Source organism: Mycobacterium sp., assembly GCF_965277065.1.
Taxonomy (GTDB): Bacteria; Actinomycetota; Actinomycetes; order Mycobacteriales; family Mycobacteriaceae; genus Mycobacterium.
Genome location: NZ_CBDIBT010000019.1, coordinates 200,957 through 217,259, shown reverse-complemented (window position 1 = coordinate 217,259; position 16,303 = coordinate 200,957). Strand labels below are relative to the sequence as shown.

Below are 16,303 nucleotides of genomic sequence, written 5' to 3'. Positions count from 1 at the left end.
ACAACCGCTTGTGTTCCGTCGCCTTGTCGCACCCCAGGGGTAGTGTTTGTGACCTATGTACGACGACTATCCGTCCTGGTGAAGTGGGGTTCTGGTGACTGATGGAATGAAGCTGATCGACCGGGTTTCCGCGATCAACTGGAACCGTCTGCAAGACGACAAGGATGCAGAGGTTTGGGAGAGGCTGACCGGAAACTTCTGGCTGCCCGAGAAGGTGCCGGTGTCCAACGACATCCCCTCCTGGGGGACGTTGACGCCCAATGAGAAGCAGCTGACGATGCGGGTGTTCACCGGGCTCACGCTGCTGGACACCATCCAGGGCACGGTCGGCGCCGTCAGCCTGATCCCCGACGCGCTGACGCCGCACGAGGAAGCGGTCTACACCAACATCGCGTTCATGGAGTCGGTGCACGCGAAGAGCTACAGCTCGATCTTCTCGACGCTGTGCTCGACCACCGAGATCGACGAAGCGTTCCGCTGGTCGGAGGAGAACCCGAACCTGCAGCGCAAGGCCGAGATCGTGATGGAGTACTACAAGGGTGACGAGCCGCTGAAGCGCAAGGTGGCCTCGACCCTGCTGGAGAGCTTCCTGTTCTACTCCGGCTTTTACCTACCGATGTACTGGTCGAGCCGGGCCAAGCTCACCAACACCGCCGACCTGATCCGGCTGATCATTCGCGACGAGGCCGTGCACGGCTACTACATCGGCTACAAGTACCAGAAGGGCCTGGCGCTCGAAGATGCGACGACGCAGGCTGAGCTCAAGGAGTACACCTACGACTTGCTCTACGAGCTGTACGAGAACGAGGCCGAGTACACCCAGGATCTCTACGACGAGGTCGGCCTGACCGAGGACGTCAAAAAGTTCCTGCGCTACAACGCCAATAAGGCGCTGATGAACCTCGGCTATGAGGCGTTGTTCCCGCGCGAGGAGACCGACGTCAACCCGGCGATCCTGTCGGCCCTGTCGCCCAACGCCGACGAGAACCACGACTTCTTCTCCGGCTCGGGTTCGTCCTACGTGATCGGCAAGGCGGTCAACACCGAAGACGAGGACTGGAACTTCTAGAGCAGCTCACAGCTCTATTTGCCGGGTCATACTTGCCAACCTCGGCGATTTGTCGGCTGCACGAATCGATGCTCCTGTCGACCCATTATCCTTGGCCCGCAATGCTTTTGAATGAACCGTCAAGGCTGGAGTAGTGCTCCTGAAGGCGCGGTACGCCGCGCGTGAACCGCTTGGCATTTATTCGAAAACCGTTTACTAAGTGCATGCAGTTACATCAACGTGATTTTGGCTCAGACCTCAGGGAATCATCGGCTCGGCCCAAGATTGGCCTTGGTTGAACGGCATCGATTTCGGGCGGACTGTTTGGTTTCCGGGATGTGAAGAATTCGGGTCTTTCTGTTGCGGAATGCCTACTCCAGCATCGCCGGACTCATCGAAACCTAAAATGGCGTGCAGCGGTCTCTGAGGTGGTTGTCCGCTGAAGCGGGTCGTGGGCGTGATCAAGCGTAAAGGGTTACCCGGATTCGACGACGTCCGTAACAGGCACGAAGCCTTCAAGACTCTGGGTTTAATAACGCGGCACCGCAGCCGCAAAAAGAAACTCGACCGGCCTCAGGCACCCCAGAAGTACTCTCAGATACACCAGAAATGCGTCTCGCAGAATGGAATCGTCGCTGAAAAAAGGCTATAAGTTTGACGCCGTTTCCATATGTCGCACAAACGTTGAGCGATATCTTAATCGCGGCTGAGAGATTCTCATCGACAGCCACCGGGGAACGTCGACAGCGCAATTGCTGCCTAACAGTGTGGCCAGGCGGCATCAGCTCTGATTATGAAAACGAGGGGGAGCAATGAAGAAAGTGATTCTTGGCGCCGCGCTGTGCAGCGCCGCGGTAGCGTTTGCCGGCCCGGCCAACGCCGATGCCAACAGCGACTTCTGGAGCGCTGCCGAAAACGCGATAACCGACTGGTTGCTCGGGGGCCCGAGCAGCGCCGCTAGTTCCAGCGGATCGCTGGCCGGCCCAACCGACGCCGACTTTCTGTCCGGCTCGACCAACGCACTCGTTCTGGGCGCTACCGGCGTGCCGACACCTAATGCTAGTTACATCAGCGAAGCGACACACCTGTACCTCGACCCGAACGGGTACGACGGCACCACCGCGTCGACGCTGGCACTGACTACGCCGGAAACCTATACCTTCGATACGAGCGTGCTGGACGGTCAGAACGACCTGATCAACGCGATCGTCACCGACTACAACGCCGGCGAGATGGGCTGTAACGCCGCCGGCGTCTGCAGCGACCCGCTGACCATCTTCACGTACTCACAGAGCAGCGCCATCGCAGCCCTCGCCGAACATCAACTCCAAGTCGACAAAATCCCCGAAGACGCTTTACGGTTCGTGATGCTCGGTGCCAACCCGACGGGCGTCCCCGACAATCTGTACCCGACCGAGGTGTACAACATCGACGGCGACATCTGGGCGCAGCCCACCACGATTGGCTCGACCTGGGAGCAGATCTTGCTCGGTTTGGGACTCCACGAGGCCTATCTCGGATTGACACAAGCCGAGGTCAATTCGGCCACAACGGTAGCCGAGGGATTGACAACTGTTCACGACATACCGACTCTCACCTTCCCGGAGCTGTTCGACGCGTTTATCAACGTGTGGACCGGGCAATGACGACGGCTTCCTGAGTTTCCGCGCGGGATGCGCGCTAAATACGGCGATCGGCCGCTTCACGGCCTATCTCGGGTGGTGCCGACGTGCAGATTCCAGGGTCGTGGAGCCGTCTACCGGCGGGGTTTCGATCGCGCGGTTCGCGCGCACATTCGGGTACGCCCGCTCGTCGGAGAATGAACGGCTCGTGAATTGTGGACGGTAGTCGGGCTGGACGGTGGCGACGTTCAGCCCGCAACCACGACACTGGTCGCGTGGCGATAACACCAGCTTCCGCGGCCAACTTCTTTCGCTCGGTCATCGCATGGCTGCAGGTCGGCTACCCCGAAGGTGTTCCCGGGCCGGACCGCATCGCGTTGCTGGCACTGCTGCGCAGCACACCGCTCAGTGAGGAAGAGATCACCGAGGTCGTCGACTCGATCGACGAGGAAGAGTTGTCGAACGGCAACGTCAACCGTGATGTGATCGCGGACTTCATCTCCGACATGACGCACTACGACGCGGGCCCGGAAAACATCGCGCGGGTAGCCGCCAGGCTGGCCGCCGCCGGCTGGCCGTTGTCCGGGATCAACGACCAAGCCGGCACGACGGCCGGCCTCGGGGGCTAACTCACAGAGTTGAGATGTCGATCACGAAGCGGTAGCGCACGTCGCTGGCCAGTACCCGCTCGTAGGCTTCGTTGACGTATGAGGCCTCGATGACTTCGATTTCGGGCGTCACGTCGTGCTCGGCGCAGAAGTCCAGCATCTCTTGCGTTTCGGCAATGCCGCCGATGTTGGAACCGGACAGGCTGCGGCGTGCCAGCGCCAGCGGGAACGCCGGCACCTCCATCGGGTGCTCGGGGATGCCCAGTTCGACCAGCGTGCCGTCGACGTCCAGCAGGCCCAGGTAGGCGCCGAGGTCCAGGTTCGCCGAAACGGTGTTCAGGATGAGGTCGAAGCTGTTCCGCAGCGTCTTGAAGGTGTGCTTGTCGGCGGTGGCGTAGTAGTGCTTGGCGCCCAGCCGCAGACCGTCTTCCATCTTCTTCAGCGACTGCGAGAGCACCGTGACATCGGCGCCCATCGCGGCACCGAGCTTGACGCCCACGTGCCCGAGCCCGCCGAGCCCGATGATCGCCAGCCGGGTGTCAGCGCCGGCCTTCCAATGCCGCAGGGGCGAGAACAGTGTGATTCCCGCGCACAGCAGGGGAGCCGCGAGGTCCAACGGGATCGAGTCGGGGATCCGCACCACGAAGTTCTCGTTGACGACGACCGCCTGGCTGTACCCGCCTTGCGTCGGTGTGCCGTCTTTGTCGGTGGCGTTGTAGGTGAACGTTGCGCCGTTTTTGCAGTATTGCTCGAGGCCGGCCGTGCAGCTGCTGCAGTGGCCGCAGGAGTTCACCATGCACCCGACGCCGACGTGGTCGCCGACCTTGTGCTTGCTGACGTCTGAGCCGACCGCGGTGACGACTCCGGCGATTTCGTGGCCGGGCACCACCGGGTAGTTGGGCATGCCCCATTCGGCTTTGACGGTGTGGATGTCGGAGTGGCAGATTCCAGCGAACTTGATGTCGATGGCAATGTCGTGCGGGCCGGGATCGCGGCGCTCGATCGTGGTCTTGCTCAGGTGCCCCGACTTTTCGGTGGCGGCGTAAGCGGAAACAGTGCTCATCAGTAAGTCCTCTTCGGTGCGCTTGGTTTCGTATCGATTCTAGTGAACGGCCTCGAGCCTAGTATAGATAAGCTATGTATTTCGCTGGGTGCGTGCGACTTCACACCGCCGGCTAGTTGATCGGAGCGTTGAGAAAGCGCAAGTCGTCGATGATGCCGCGGGCGGCGACCACGCCCCCGCCGGTCTGCCAGATCTCGTTGTTGACCACGAAGACGCGATTGTCGTGCGTGGCCGACAACTTGCGCCACGCGTCGCTCTCGAAGACGGTCGGGGCGCGGTCCTTGGCTTCGGGGGAATCGAACGACACATAGATCACGTCGGCGTCGGCCGCTGAGAAGTTCGCATTGCCCGCCAGGTCGTTGTCGGTGCTAGCCGCCTCGACATAGGGCTTGTTGGTAAAGCGTTGAGCCGCAGGGCGATCCACGCCAACCGCGGTCAATACGCTGCCCGGGAAGTTGTCGGCGCCGTAGATCCGCACCGCGTTCTCGGTGAACTGCACGACCGATGCCTGGTAGTGGGCGGCGTCGTGCGCGGCGCCGTCGTCGTGGGCTTTGGTGGTGAAGCGGTCGATCAGGTCGTTCGCGGCGTCGGCGCGTGCGGTCGCCTCGGCCACCCCGCGTAGGTTGTCCTGCCACGCGGCGCCGGGCGATCCAGTGAACACCGTCGGCGCGACAGCGGCCAACGCCGGATACAGCTTCGGTGTCAGGGCTTGCGAGCCGAGGATCAGATCGGGCTTGGCGGCTTTGATCGCGCCGAGGTCGGGGTTGCTGGGGGTGCCCACGTTGGGCAGCCTGTGGATGACGGTGCCCAGGTATGACGGCTGGTGCGACGAGCCATCACCTAGTGCGGCCGCGACGATGCGCGACTGGAGTCCCAGCGCGCACAGCGCGTCGAGTTGGTCGCCGGAAAGCACGACGATTCGCTGCGGCTCATCAGGAACCTCGGCAATGTCGGGCTGAACCCCGGCCGCGTTGTGCGCGGGTCGCGGCGATGGACCGGGATCGGGGGCGGCCGGTTCCGGAGCGCACGACTCGTCGGGTCGGCGCTGGTTGCCCAGGACTCCCGCGCCGGCGATCTGGGTGGTGCTGGTGATGATCAAGGCCGACTGCGCGGCGCTGCCCCCGGACGAGGGGGAGCCGCAGCCACTGCAGGCGGCGGCGCAGATTGTTGCCACGGCGGCAGCAGCGAGAGCGGGTCGAACACCCCTGAGCAACACGGGTCCGACGTTAACATCTGGCCAGGTGAAGCCGACTCCGGCGAGCACGCGGTGTGGCCGGGTAAACGTGTTCACCGGCCTATTACGACAGTTTGTAGGACCTGTCCGCCGGTGCGCCCGTTCGACGGCTAGACTCAGCCACAATTGATCGCGGTTGCCCTGCTCGACATTTGGAGGAGCTCTTGACTGCCGAAGCGCCCCCGCTGGGAGAACTCGAGGCTAGTCGCCCGTACCCGCCTCGAACAGGCCCCAAAGGCAACCTGGTCTACAAGCTCATCACCACCACCGATCACAAACTGATCGGGATCATGTACGTGGTCACCTGCTTCGTCATGTTCTTCATCGGTGGCCTGATGGCATTGCTGATGCGTACCGAGTTGGCAGCGCCTGGACTGCAGTTCCTGTCCAACGAGCAGTACAACCAGCTGTTCACCATGCACGGCACGATCATGCTGCTGCTCTATGCGACGCCGATCGTGTTCGGTTTCGCGAACCTGGTGCTGCCGCTGCAGATCGGCGCGCCCGACGTGGCGTTCCCCCGACTGAACGCCTTCTCGTACTGGCTGTTCCTATTCGGCGCCTTGATTGCTATTGCGGGCTTCATCACTCCCGGCGGCGCCGCCGACTTCGGCTGGACTGCCTACAGCCCGCTGAACTCTGCCGTTCACTCACCCGGCGCGGGCGGCGACCTGTGGATCATGGGTCTGATCATCGCCGGTCTGGGCACCATCCTTGGTGGGGTCAACATGATCACCACCGTGGTCTGCATGCGAGCGCCTGGCATGACCATGTTCCGGATGCCGATCTTCACCTGGAACATCCTGGTGACGTCCGTCCTGATTTTGCTGGCGTTCCCGCTGCTGACCGCGGCGCTGTTCGGGCTCGCAGCCGACCGGCATCTGGGCGCGCACATCTATGACCCGTCTAACGGCGGCGTCCTGTTGTGGCAGCACCTGTTCTGGTTCTTCGGTCACCCCGAGGTGTACATCGTCGCGCTGCCGTTCTTCGGCATCGTGACCGAAATCTTCCCGGTGTTTTCCCGCAAGCCGATCTTCGGATACACCACGCTGGTCTACGCGACGCTGTCGATCGCCGCGCTGTCGGTAGCGGTGTGGGCGCACCACATGTACGCCACCGGCGCGGTTCTGCTGCCGTTCTTCTCGTTCATGACCTACCTGATCGCGGTACCCACCGGGATCAAGTTCTTCAACTGGGTCGGGACGATGTGGAAGGGGCAGTTGACCTTCGAGACGCCGATGCTGTTCTCGATCGGCTTCCTGGTGACGTTCCTGCTGGGCGGCCTGACCGGAGTGCTGCTGGCCAGCCCGCCCCTTGACTTCGAAGTGACTGAAACCTATTTCGTTGTGGCGCACTTCCACTACGTGCTGTTCGGCACCATCGTGTTCGCCACCTTTGCCGGCACATATTTCTGGTTCCCGAAGATGACCGGCCGCCTACTCGACGAGCGCCTGGGCAAGCTGCACTTCTGGTTGACGTTCATCGGATTCCACACGACGTTCCTGGTCCAGCACTGGTTGGGCGACCTCGGAATGCCTCGTCGGTATGCGGACTACCTGCCCACCGACGGGTTCCAGCCCTACAACGTCGTGTCCACGGTCGGCGCCTTCATCCTCGGCATATCGATGATTCCGTTCGTCTGGAACGTCTTCAAGAGCTGGCGATACGGCGAAGTGGTCACCGTCGACGACCCATGGGGTTACGGCAACTCGCTGGAGTGGGCCACCAGTTGCCCGCCGCCGCGGCACAACTTCACCGAGTTGCCGCGTATCCGCTCGGAGCGCCCCGCGTTCGAGCTGCACTACCCGCACATGATCGAACGGATCCGAGCCGAAGCCCACGTGGGCCGGTCGCACGGACCGTCGGACGGTGACGTCACCCGGGCGGACGACGTTCAAGTTCGTTCGTGATCGCTTCTCGCGGCGGCTATCTGGGGTGACTACGCCCCGCAAGGTGTCGGCGCTGATCACCGTCACCGGCCACGACAAGCCCGGTGTGACATCTGCGCTCTTCGAAGTCCTCTCGGGGTACCGGGTCGAATTGCTCAACGTCGAGCAGGTGGTGATCCGAGCCCGGCTGACGTTGGGTGTGTTGGTGACCGCGCCGGTGGAAGTCGTTGAGGGCAAGGCTTTTCGGGATGAGGTCGAGGCGGCGATCCACTCGGTCGGGTTGGACGTCAGCATCGAACGCAGCGACGATCTGCGAATCATCCGGGAGCCCTCGACGCACACGATCATGGTGCTGGGTCGTCCGATCACCGCCGAGGCGTTCGGCGCCGTGGCGCGCGAGGTCGCCGCGCTGGGCGTCAACATCGACCTGATCCGCGGCGTCTCCGACTATCCGGTCACCGGCCTCGAGTTGCGGGTGTCGGTACCGGCGGGTGGTGGGGGACAGCTGCAGGAAGTGCTGACGCGGGTCGCCGCCGACGTGGGCGTCGACGTCGCGCTGGAGGATTACAGCATCGCGCGAAGAGCCAAGCGGCTCATCGTGTTCGACGTCGACTCGACGCTGATTCAGCAGGAAGTCATCGAGATGCTCGCGGCACGCGCGGGTGCCGAAGAGGCTGTCGCCGCGATTACCGACGCGGCCATGCGGGGCGAACTGGACTTCGCCGAGTCGCTGCACCAGCGGGTCGAAACGCTGGCCGGTCTACCCGCGGAGGTACTCGACGAGGTGGCCGACGACGTGGAGCTGACCGCCGGGGCGCGCACCACCATCCGTACGTTGCGCCGGCTGGGTTATCACGTGGGGGTGGTCTCCGGTGGTTTCCGGCAGGTCATTCAACCGTTGGCAGACGAGCTGATGCTGGACTTCGTCGCCGCGAATGTGTTGGAGGTCGCCGACGGCAAGCTCACCGGGCGGGTCGTCGGTGAAATCGTCGACCGTGCCGGGAAAGCCAAGGCGCTGCGCGACTTTGCGAGTCAGGCCGGAGTTCCGATGGCACAGACGGTGGCGGTCGGCGACGGCGCCAACGACATCGACATGCTGTCCGCGGCGGGGCTGGGCATCGCGTTCAACGCCAAGCCCGTACTGCGCAAGGTCGCTGACGCGTCGCTGAGCTACCCCTATCTGGATACGGTGCTGTTCCTGCTCGGCGTGACGCGCGGTGAGATCGAGGCGGCGGACGCGCTCGACGGCGTGGTGAGCCGCATCGAGATCCCGCCCCAATAGCTGGCCGAGCAGACGCGGAATCGTGTGGTACGCGCCATCCGTGTGCGATTCTGCGGCTGCTCGCCGGGGTGGGCGACCTCGTGGCGTCGCGGTACGGCACGATGGTCGGGTGGCCGACGACACGCGTGAGACAGTCGACCCCGACCTGCTGCTCGACTTCACCGACGTGTCCTTGCGCCGCGATGGCCACACCCTGGTCGGGCCGGTGACCTGGTCGGTCGAGCTCGACGAACGCTGGGTGATCATCGGGGCCAACGGCGCCGGCAAGACATCGTTGCTACGCATCGCCGCCGCCGCCGAGCATCCCACGTCCGGGGTGGCCTACGTGCTGGGGGAACGGCTCGGCCGGGTCGACATGTCCGAGCTGCGCTCGCGGGTGGGTTTGAGTTCATCGGCAGTGGCACAACGTATTCCGGGCAACGAGGTGGTCCGCGACCTGGTCGTTTCGGCCGGCTATGCGGTGCTGGGTCGCTGGCGGGAACGCTACGAAGACGTCGACTACCACCGCGCCGTCGACATGTTGGAAAGCCTCGGCGCCGAGCATCTCGCTGACCGCCGCTACGAGACGTTGTCCGAGGGCGAGCGCAAGCGGATCCTGATCGCCCGCGCGCTGATGACCGACCCCGAGCTGCTGCTGCTCGACGAGCCCGCCGCCGGTCTCGACCTGGGCGGGCGCGAAGAGCTGGTGGCGCGGTTGGCCGACCTGGCCGCCGATCCCGACGCGCCCGCACTGGTCCTGGTCACCCATCACGTCGAAGAGATTCCGCCCGGCTTCAGCCACTGCATGCTGCTGTCGGAGGGCCGGATCGTCGCGGCGGGCCTGCTGTCCGATGTGCTGACCGCAGGGAACTTGTCCGCGGCGTTCGGCCAGTCGATCGATGTGGACGTGATCGACGGGCGTTACTTCGCCCGTCGCACCCGCACCCGCGCGGCACATCGGAGGCGCTCATGACTGACGACATGTTCGTACCGCTACCGGTGCGGCCGGCCGCGACCGTGATGCTGTTACGGCAAGACCCCGACGACATCTCGGTCTTCCTGATGCGACGGCATGCCGGAATGGAATTCGCCGCCGGGACAGTGGTGTTCCCCGGCGGCGGCGTCGACGACCGCGACCGCAACGCCGAGATCGCGTGGGCCGGGCCGCCGCCGCAGTGGTGGGCGCAGCGGTTCGGCACCGACACCGACTTGGCCGAGGCACTGGTGTGCGCCGCGGCCCGCGAGACCTTCGAGGAATGCGGTGTGCTGTTCGCCGGTCCGGCCGACGACCCGAGCGGCATCGTCAGCGACGCGTCGGTGTACCGCGAATCCCGCCGGGCGCTCGCTGATCGGACGCTGTCGTTCGCCGATTTCCTGAGCCGGGAAAACTTGGTGCTGCGGGCCGATCTGCTTCGGCCCTGGGCCAATTGGGTGACGCCGGAGGCTGAGCGCACCCGCCGCTACGACACCTATTTCTTCGTCGGTGTACTGCCCGAGGGACAGCGCGCCGACGGCGACAACACCGAGTCCGACCGTGCCGAGTGGGCTACGCCGCGGGCCGCTGTGGCCGAATTCGAAGCCGGCCGCTGCTTTCTGCTGCCGCCGACATGGACGCAGCTGGACTCGCTGATCGGGCGCTCGGTCGCCGACGTACTGGGGGTCGAGCGTCAGATCGTCGCCGTCCAGCCGAACGTCGAAATCGACGGCGACAACTGGATTTTCGAGTTCTTTGACTCTGACCGCTATCACCGTGCCCGCAAAGCGGGCGGACTCAAGTGGCGGCATTGAGCGAGTTCGTCAGCGTCCACCTGGACCCAGACCATCCAGGGGTCGGGACGCTGGTGCTTTCGCGGCCGCCGACCAACGCGCTGACCCGGCAGGTCTACCGGGAGATCGAGCAGGCCGCGGCCGAGGTGAGTCGGCACGACGACATCGCCGCCGTCATCCTCTTCGGCGGCCATGAGATCTTCTCCGCGGGCGACGACATGCCCCAGCTACGCACGTTGACGCCGACGGAAGCCGAGAGCTGGCTACTGGTGCACCGCGCGGCCGTCGACGCGGTCGCAGCGATCCCCAAGCCGACCGTCGCCGCGATCACCGGATACGCGCTGGGGGCTGGCCTGGGTCTGGCGCTGGCCGCCGACTGGCGGGTGAGTGGCGACAACGTCCGGTTCGGCGCGACGGAAATCCTGGCCGGGCTGGTTCCCGACGGCGACGGCACGGCCCGCCTGGCCCGCACGGTCGGGACCAGCAGGGCCAAGGAACTGGTGTACAGCGGCCGGTTCCTCGACGCCGAAGGGGCCAGGGAGCTGGGGCTGATCGACGAGATGGTGGCCCCCGATGGCGTGTACGACGCCGCGGCGGCGTGGGCGAGCCGTTTCGTGGACGCGCCTCGCGCTGCCCTCGCCGCCGCCAAGGCTGGCATCGACGATCTCTACCGGCTTGCTCCGGCGGAACGATGGGCCGCCGAACGCCGCCGCTACCTGGAGGTATTCGACGCCAATTCGCGACGATCGACGGCCCGACCGACTTAGAGTATGGGCTGGCTCACATCGGCGTCGGCGTCCTTGGAGGTCGCGATGATCTTCCGGAGATGCGGCATGGCCGCCGGTATCTGTGCAACTGCGGTCGCGGGTGTGTCGGTGTTTTCCGCGCCGGTCGCTCGCGCGGACGACTTCGGCCTCGGCGATGTGCTCAGCGACCTCGTCGTCACCGCCAGCACCGCCGAACTCACCGATCACGCCGTCGATCAGGCGCTTGCGGCGAGCGCTACGGGCGCCGAAACGCTCTCTGCGGCACCGCTTTTCCAGCAATACGTCTACGATCCGCTACACGTCGCCGTCGAGAGCTGGATCAACAGCTCGTTCGGTGAGCAGGTCGACCATCTGCTGAACACGGTGTCGGGGCAGTTCCTGATCGGCAACGGTGTCGACGGCACAATGGGCGACCCCAACGGCGGTGACGGCGGCGTGTGGCTCGGCGACGGCGGCAACGGCTGGGACAGCACTGAAGCCGGCTTCATGGGAGGCTCCGGCGGCGATGCCGAGGGTTTCTTCGGCAACGGCGGCGACGGGGGATTGGGTGGTGCAGGCGCTGCGGGCGGCGACGGCGGGGACGCTGGCTCGCTATTCGGCATCGGCGGTGACGGCGGGAACGCGGGCGCGGGCGCCACGGCTACCGGCCTGCCCGCGCTCGGCGGGGCCGGCGGCAATGCCGGGACGTACGGCGAGCACGGCATGGTCGGTGACTTCGGCACGCTGCCCGAAGGTCCGACAGCCGACCCGGAAGGTTCGCTGCTGCCGCTCGGGGGGTCCGGCGGCTGGCTGACCAACAGCGACGGTGAGGTCGTCTTGCTGCACGGGCTCAACGATGTGTACAAGGTTGCCACCGGCGACCCGGCGACCAGCGGGTTCGGCGACGACGACGCGGCGTTTCTGGCCGCAAACGGCTTCAACGCGGTCCGGGTGGGCGTGATCTGGTCCGACCTGGAGCCCAACCCCGGCGTCTTCGACAGCGGCTACCTGAACTCGATCGAGCAGACCGTCCAAACCCTGGGCAACCACGGCATCTACAGCATCATCGACTTCCACCAAGACGCCTACAGCACCGCGTTCGGCGGCGAAGGCGCGCCCGATTGGGCGGTGCAGACCGACGGGGTGGCCGACCCGTCGCTGCCCTTCCCGTACAACGAGTTCTTCAATCCCGCGGAGCAGCAGGCCTGGGAATCGTTCTGGTCGAATGCCAACGCTCCTAACGGAATTGGCTTGGAGAACAATTACAGCCAGATGCTCGAGTACGTCGGCAGTGCCTTCAACGGCAACTCCAACGTGGCCGGCTTCGAGCTGATGAACGAGCCGTCGCCGGGCGTGGCGTCGTTCCTGCCGACCCTGTTCGGCAACCCGTTTTTCGACAGCCAGCAGCTGACCCCGTTCTACGACCAGGGCGCCGCCGCGATCCGGGCGGTCGACCCCAGCACACCGATTTTCTTCGAACCCAACGTGCTGTCCAACGCGGGTATACCGACCGATCTGGGCACGGTGGACGCCTCCAACACCGTGCTGTCGTTCCACGACTACTGCGAATTCGACCTCGGCCCGCTCGGATGCATACCGAGCGTCAGCGGCATCGTGGGCAATGCCGAGAGTTTTCTCGAGGCGCAAGAGCATGGGATTCCGGCATTCATGACCGAGTTCGGCGCGACCAGCGACCAAGCGCAGATCCTGGCGCCGATGCAGGGCGCCGACCAACACCTCATCGGGTGGACGGAGTGGGCCTACTCCGGCCAAGGCGACATCAGCACCAGCGCGAATCCGCCGGGGTCGGAGTCCCTGGTCTACAACCCGATGGATCCGCCGGTCGGCGCCAACGTCAATACCGCCAACCTGGAGACTCTGGTTGAGCCGCACCCACAGGCGATCTCAGGCATCCCGACCTCCTACTCGTTCGACAACGGCACCTTGCAGTTCAGCTACTCCACCGACCAGGCCAATGGTTTGGGCACCTTCGCGGCCGGTTCGCAGACCACCATCTCGATACCGACCGTCGAGTTTCCGAACGGCTACCAGGTCAGCGTGACCGGCGGCGACGTGCTGTCCGCGCCCAACGCCGCGCAGCTGGTGATCGCCTCCAATGCCGGCGCCAGCGCGGTGACCGTCACCGTCCGCGCTGCCGGAACATGACGAGAACACCCGTGAGCCGCTCGGTTAGGCTGGTCGACCATGACCAGTACCGACCCGGCGCCGCAACCGCACGCCACCGCTGAGCAGGTCGAGGCCGCCCGCTACGACAGCAAACTGGCCCAGGTGCTCTATCACGACTGGGAAGCGGAGAACTACGACGAGAAATGGTCGATCTCCTATGACCAGCGGTGCATCGACTACGCCCGGAACTGCTTCAACAGCGTCGTCCCCGACGACGAGATCCACCGGCTACCCTACGACAACGCCCTCGAGCTGGGCTGCGGCAGTGGCTTCTTCCTGCTGAACCTGATCCAGTCCGGGGTGGCCCGACGCGGCTCGGTCACCGACCTGTCGCCGGGCATGGTCAAAGTCGCCACCCGCAACGGACAGGCGCTGGGGCTCGACATCGACGGCCGGGTCGCCGACGCCGAGCGCATCCCCTACGACGACGATTCCTTCGACCTGGTCGTCGGGCACGCTGTGCTGCACCACATTCCGGACGTGGAGCTCACATTGCGTGAGGTGCTCCGCGTGCTGCGGCCCGGCGGCCGGTTCGTGTTCGCCGGCGAACCGACCACCGTGGGCAACAGCTACGCGCGCACGCTGTCGACGTTGACGTGGCGGGTCGCGACCAATGTCACCAAGTTGCCCGGGCTGGACAGTTGGCGGCGTCCGCAAGCCGAGCTCGACGAGTCCTCGCGCGCTGCGGCGCTGGAGTCGATCGTTGATCTGCACACCTTCGACCCGTCCGACCTGGAGAAGATGGCCCGCGCCGCCGGCGCCGTCGACGTCGATACCGCCACCGTCGAGTTCACCGCGGCGATGCTCGGCTGGCCGCTTCGGACCTTCGAGTACGCGGTACCGCCGGACAAGCTGGGCTGGGGGTGGGCCCACTTCGCGTTCAACAGCTGGAAGCTGCTGAGCTGGGCCGACGGCAATGTGTGGCGGCACGTGGTGCCCAAGGGCTGGTTCTACAACGTCGAGATCACCGGGGTCAAGCCGTCCTGAATTTCGGTCTCGACGACGTCGCCTACCTGACGTCCGACGAGGGATCGGCCGCACTGGCTGTGGTCGGGGCCGTTCCGTTGACCGACCGCGTCGCCGAGATCGCCCGGTTGCGAAAGCAATTCGGCGACCGGACGCCGGTGTTGGTGGAGACGGTGTTGCTGCGTCGCCGTGCGGAGGCGAAGCTTGCCGGGCTGCCGGGTACCCGCGACTGGCTGTTCACCGATGAAGCGCTGCAGCAAGCCAGCGCGGCACCGGTCGCGCTGCATCGATCGAAGCGGTTGAGCGGCAGGGTGGTTCACGATGTGACCTGCTCTGTCGGTACCGAGCTGGCCGCGCTGCGCGGCTCGGCGGCTGGGCTGGTCGGCAGCGACATCGACCCGGTGCGGCTGGCGATGGCGCGGCACAACCTGGGCGACGCCGTCGGTTTGTGCCGCGCCGACGCGCTGCATCCGGTGACCCGTGACGCGGTGGCGGTGGCCGACCCGGCGCGACGCAGCGGCGGTCGAAGACGTTTCGATCCGCGCGATTACCAGCCTGCACTCGACGATCTGTTCAAGGCATACCGGGGCCGTGATGTGGTGGTGAAGTGTGCGCCTGGAATCGATTTCGACGCGGTGACCCGGCTCGGCTTCGACGGTGAGATCGAGGTGATCTCCTATCGCGGCTCGGTGCGAGAGGCGTGTCTGTGGTCGTCGGGCCTGGCCGAGCCGGGCGTGCGCCGGCGGGCCAGCATCCTGGATCCGGGCGAACAGATCACCGACGCCGATCCGGACGAGTGCGAGGTCCGCGACGCGGGTCGATGGATCGTCGACCCCGACGGCGCGGTCGTGCGAGCCGGTCTGGTGCGTCACTTCGCCGCGCGGCACGGGCTGTGGCAACTCGACCCGAACATCGCCTACCTGTCGGGAGATCGATTGCCCTCCGGTGTCCGCGGATTCGAGGTTATCGAGCGACTCCCGTTCGACGAGCGCCGCTTGCGTCAGGCCTTGGCGACGCTGGACTGCGGGGCGTTGGAGATCCTGATCCGCGGCGTTGACGTCGACCCCGACGCGTTGCGCCGGCGGATGGTGTTGCGCGGCAGTCAGGCACTGAGCACCGTTATCACCCGGATCGGCAGGGGCACAGCGGCCCGGGGCATTGCGTTTGTCTGCCGTCCGTCGCGCTGAGGACCCGAACGGGTCGGCAACCGCCCCCGACGCGTCACAGGCTCGGGCACGGGGGCGATCCGGGAAAAATAGGGAAATCTCCCCATGAACTGCACCGCGCTCGAGCCGCAGACTGATCTCAGCGCGCCGGGGGTTGGCACGGCTGCAGCTAAGCATCACCGGGACATGATGTGGTTGCTGCGGCTCCGCCGCCCCCGGCCGCGCGACTACCGACGGTTCGAGACCGCCGGTAGCCACCGATTTCCGGGCGGGTTCACGTTCAGAAAAAAACGCGAGCCCGCCGGGACCGGTGCTTCGTGGATTTGCCAGCAGCGTCAATAGCTACCTACGCGCGGCATCATTCCCCGACCCTTGCCTGCACGTGACGGTGTTTCAGGCGCGACACCAGCATCCGAGCTTGCTAACTCGTGAACATTTGTCAGGTAACCTGGTTTTAACAAAGTTCCTGCCCTACCCTTGATCCGTAGACGTTGTGACGACGAATTCCACGCTGCCGACCAGGCCGTCGGCGAAAGGAAGTTCATCGATGAACTCTCATCGCATCGCTCGACTGAGCTTGCTGGCTGCGGGCTTCGTGATCAGCGCGACAGTGTCACTGACCCCGGACGTCGCCGCATATAGCGTCGTCAACGCCGCTTCAGGCACTACGGACGCGTCGGTCTCCGGCGCCAGCGAGCTGGTTGTGCAACAGGGAAACGGCTGCGAACGAACCCGCAGGCCGGCGT

13 protein-coding genes are annotated in these 16,303 nt (G+C 65.1%); 11 read left to right on the top strand and 2 right to left on the bottom strand.

The features are described from left to right. Nucleotides 1–94 precede the first annotated feature (94 nt). From nrdF to ACQY5A_RS18180, 3 genes are all read left to right on the top strand, one after another. Nucleotides 95–1,069, top strand: coding sequence for a class 1b ribonucleoside-diphosphate reductase subunit beta (gene nrdF / locus ACQY5A_RS18190; RefSeq protein WP_428341741.1), 975 nt, complete (start codon nt 95–97; stop codon nt 1,067–1,069). Nucleotides 1,070–1,860: 791 nt separating this feature from the next. Next, complete coding sequence (locus ACQY5A_RS18185; RefSeq protein WP_428341740.1) at nt 1,861–2,694, top strand: PE-PPE domain-containing protein; 834 nt, start codon at nt 1,861–1,863, stop codon at nt 2,692–2,694. 251 nt (nt 2,695–2,945) lie between these two features. After that, complete coding sequence (locus ACQY5A_RS18180) at nt 2,946–3,299, top strand: DUF3349 domain-containing protein (protein ID WP_428341739.1); 354 nt, start codon at nt 2,946–2,948, stop codon at nt 3,297–3,299. A 1-nt stretch (nt 3,300) separates the two neighbouring features. Here the strand turns inward: ACQY5A_RS18180 and ACQY5A_RS18175 are convergent, their stop codons facing one another. Both ACQY5A_RS18175 and ACQY5A_RS18170 read right to left on the bottom strand, forming a co-directional pair. After that, nucleotides 3,301–4,341, bottom strand: a complete 1,041-nt coding sequence (locus ACQY5A_RS18175; RefSeq protein WP_428341738.1) for an NAD(P)-dependent alcohol dehydrogenase — start codon at nt 4,339–4,341, stop codon at nt 3,301–3,303. Nucleotides 4,342–4,453: 112 nt separating this feature from the next. Beyond that, entirely contained in the window at nt 4,454–5,554 is a 1,101-nt protein-coding gene (locus ACQY5A_RS18170) for an ABC transporter substrate-binding protein (protein ID WP_428343224.1), read from the bottom strand. Between the two features lie 185 nt (nt 5,555–5,739). On the opposite strand from ACQY5A_RS18170, the gene ctaD reads away from it, so the two are divergent. The 8 genes from ctaD to ACQY5A_RS18130 all read left to right on the top strand — a co-directional run bounded on the left by ctaD (nt 5,740) and on the right by ACQY5A_RS18130 (nt 15,578). After that, nucleotides 5,740–7,485, top strand: coding sequence for an aa3-type cytochrome oxidase subunit I (gene ctaD / locus ACQY5A_RS18165; RefSeq protein WP_428341737.1), 1,746 nt, complete (start codon nt 5,740–5,742; stop codon nt 7,483–7,485). 25 nt (nt 7,486–7,510) lie between these two features. After that, nucleotides 7,511–8,746, top strand: coding sequence for a phosphoserine phosphatase SerB (serB, locus tag ACQY5A_RS18160; protein WP_428343223.1), 1,236 nt, complete (start codon nt 7,511–7,513; stop codon nt 8,744–8,746). A 109-nt stretch (nt 8,747–8,855) separates the two neighbouring features. Then, on the top strand, nt 8,856–9,698 hold the full coding sequence (locus tag ACQY5A_RS18155) for an ABC transporter ATP-binding protein (protein ID WP_428341736.1): 843 nt from the start codon (nt 8,856–8,858) through the stop codon (nt 9,696–9,698). After that, nucleotides 9,695–10,513 (top strand): NUDIX hydrolase, encoded by an 819-nt coding sequence (locus tag ACQY5A_RS18150; protein WP_428341735.1) that lies wholly within the window; start codon nt 9,695–9,697, stop codon nt 10,511–10,513. Before ACQY5A_RS18155 ends, ACQY5A_RS18150 begins: the two co-directional genes overlap by 4 nt. After that, the gene (locus ACQY5A_RS18145; RefSeq protein WP_428341734.1) at nt 10,501–11,259 is read left to right on the top strand and encodes an enoyl-CoA hydratase; all 759 of its coding nucleotides are present in this window, start codon (nt 10,501–10,503) and stop codon (nt 11,257–11,259) included. Before ACQY5A_RS18150 ends, ACQY5A_RS18145 begins: the two co-directional genes overlap by 13 nt. A gap of 45 nt (nt 11,260–11,304) precedes the next feature. Then, nucleotides 11,305–13,404, top strand: coding sequence for a cellulase family glycosylhydrolase (locus ACQY5A_RS18140; RefSeq protein WP_428341733.1), 2,100 nt, complete (start codon nt 11,305–11,307; stop codon nt 13,402–13,404). 39 nt (nt 13,405–13,443) lie between these two features. Continuing rightward, the gene (locus tag ACQY5A_RS18135) at nt 13,444–14,412 is read left to right on the top strand and encodes a class I SAM-dependent methyltransferase (protein ID WP_428341732.1); all 969 of its coding nucleotides are present in this window, start codon (nt 13,444–13,446) and stop codon (nt 14,410–14,412) included. Beyond that, complete coding sequence (locus ACQY5A_RS18130; RefSeq protein ID WP_428343222.1) at nt 14,370–15,578, top strand: THUMP-like domain-containing protein; 1,209 nt, start codon at nt 14,370–14,372, stop codon at nt 15,576–15,578. The genes ACQY5A_RS18135 and ACQY5A_RS18130 overlap by 43 nt, the downstream gene beginning before the upstream one ends. Nucleotides 15,579–16,303: the final 725 nt, after the last annotated feature.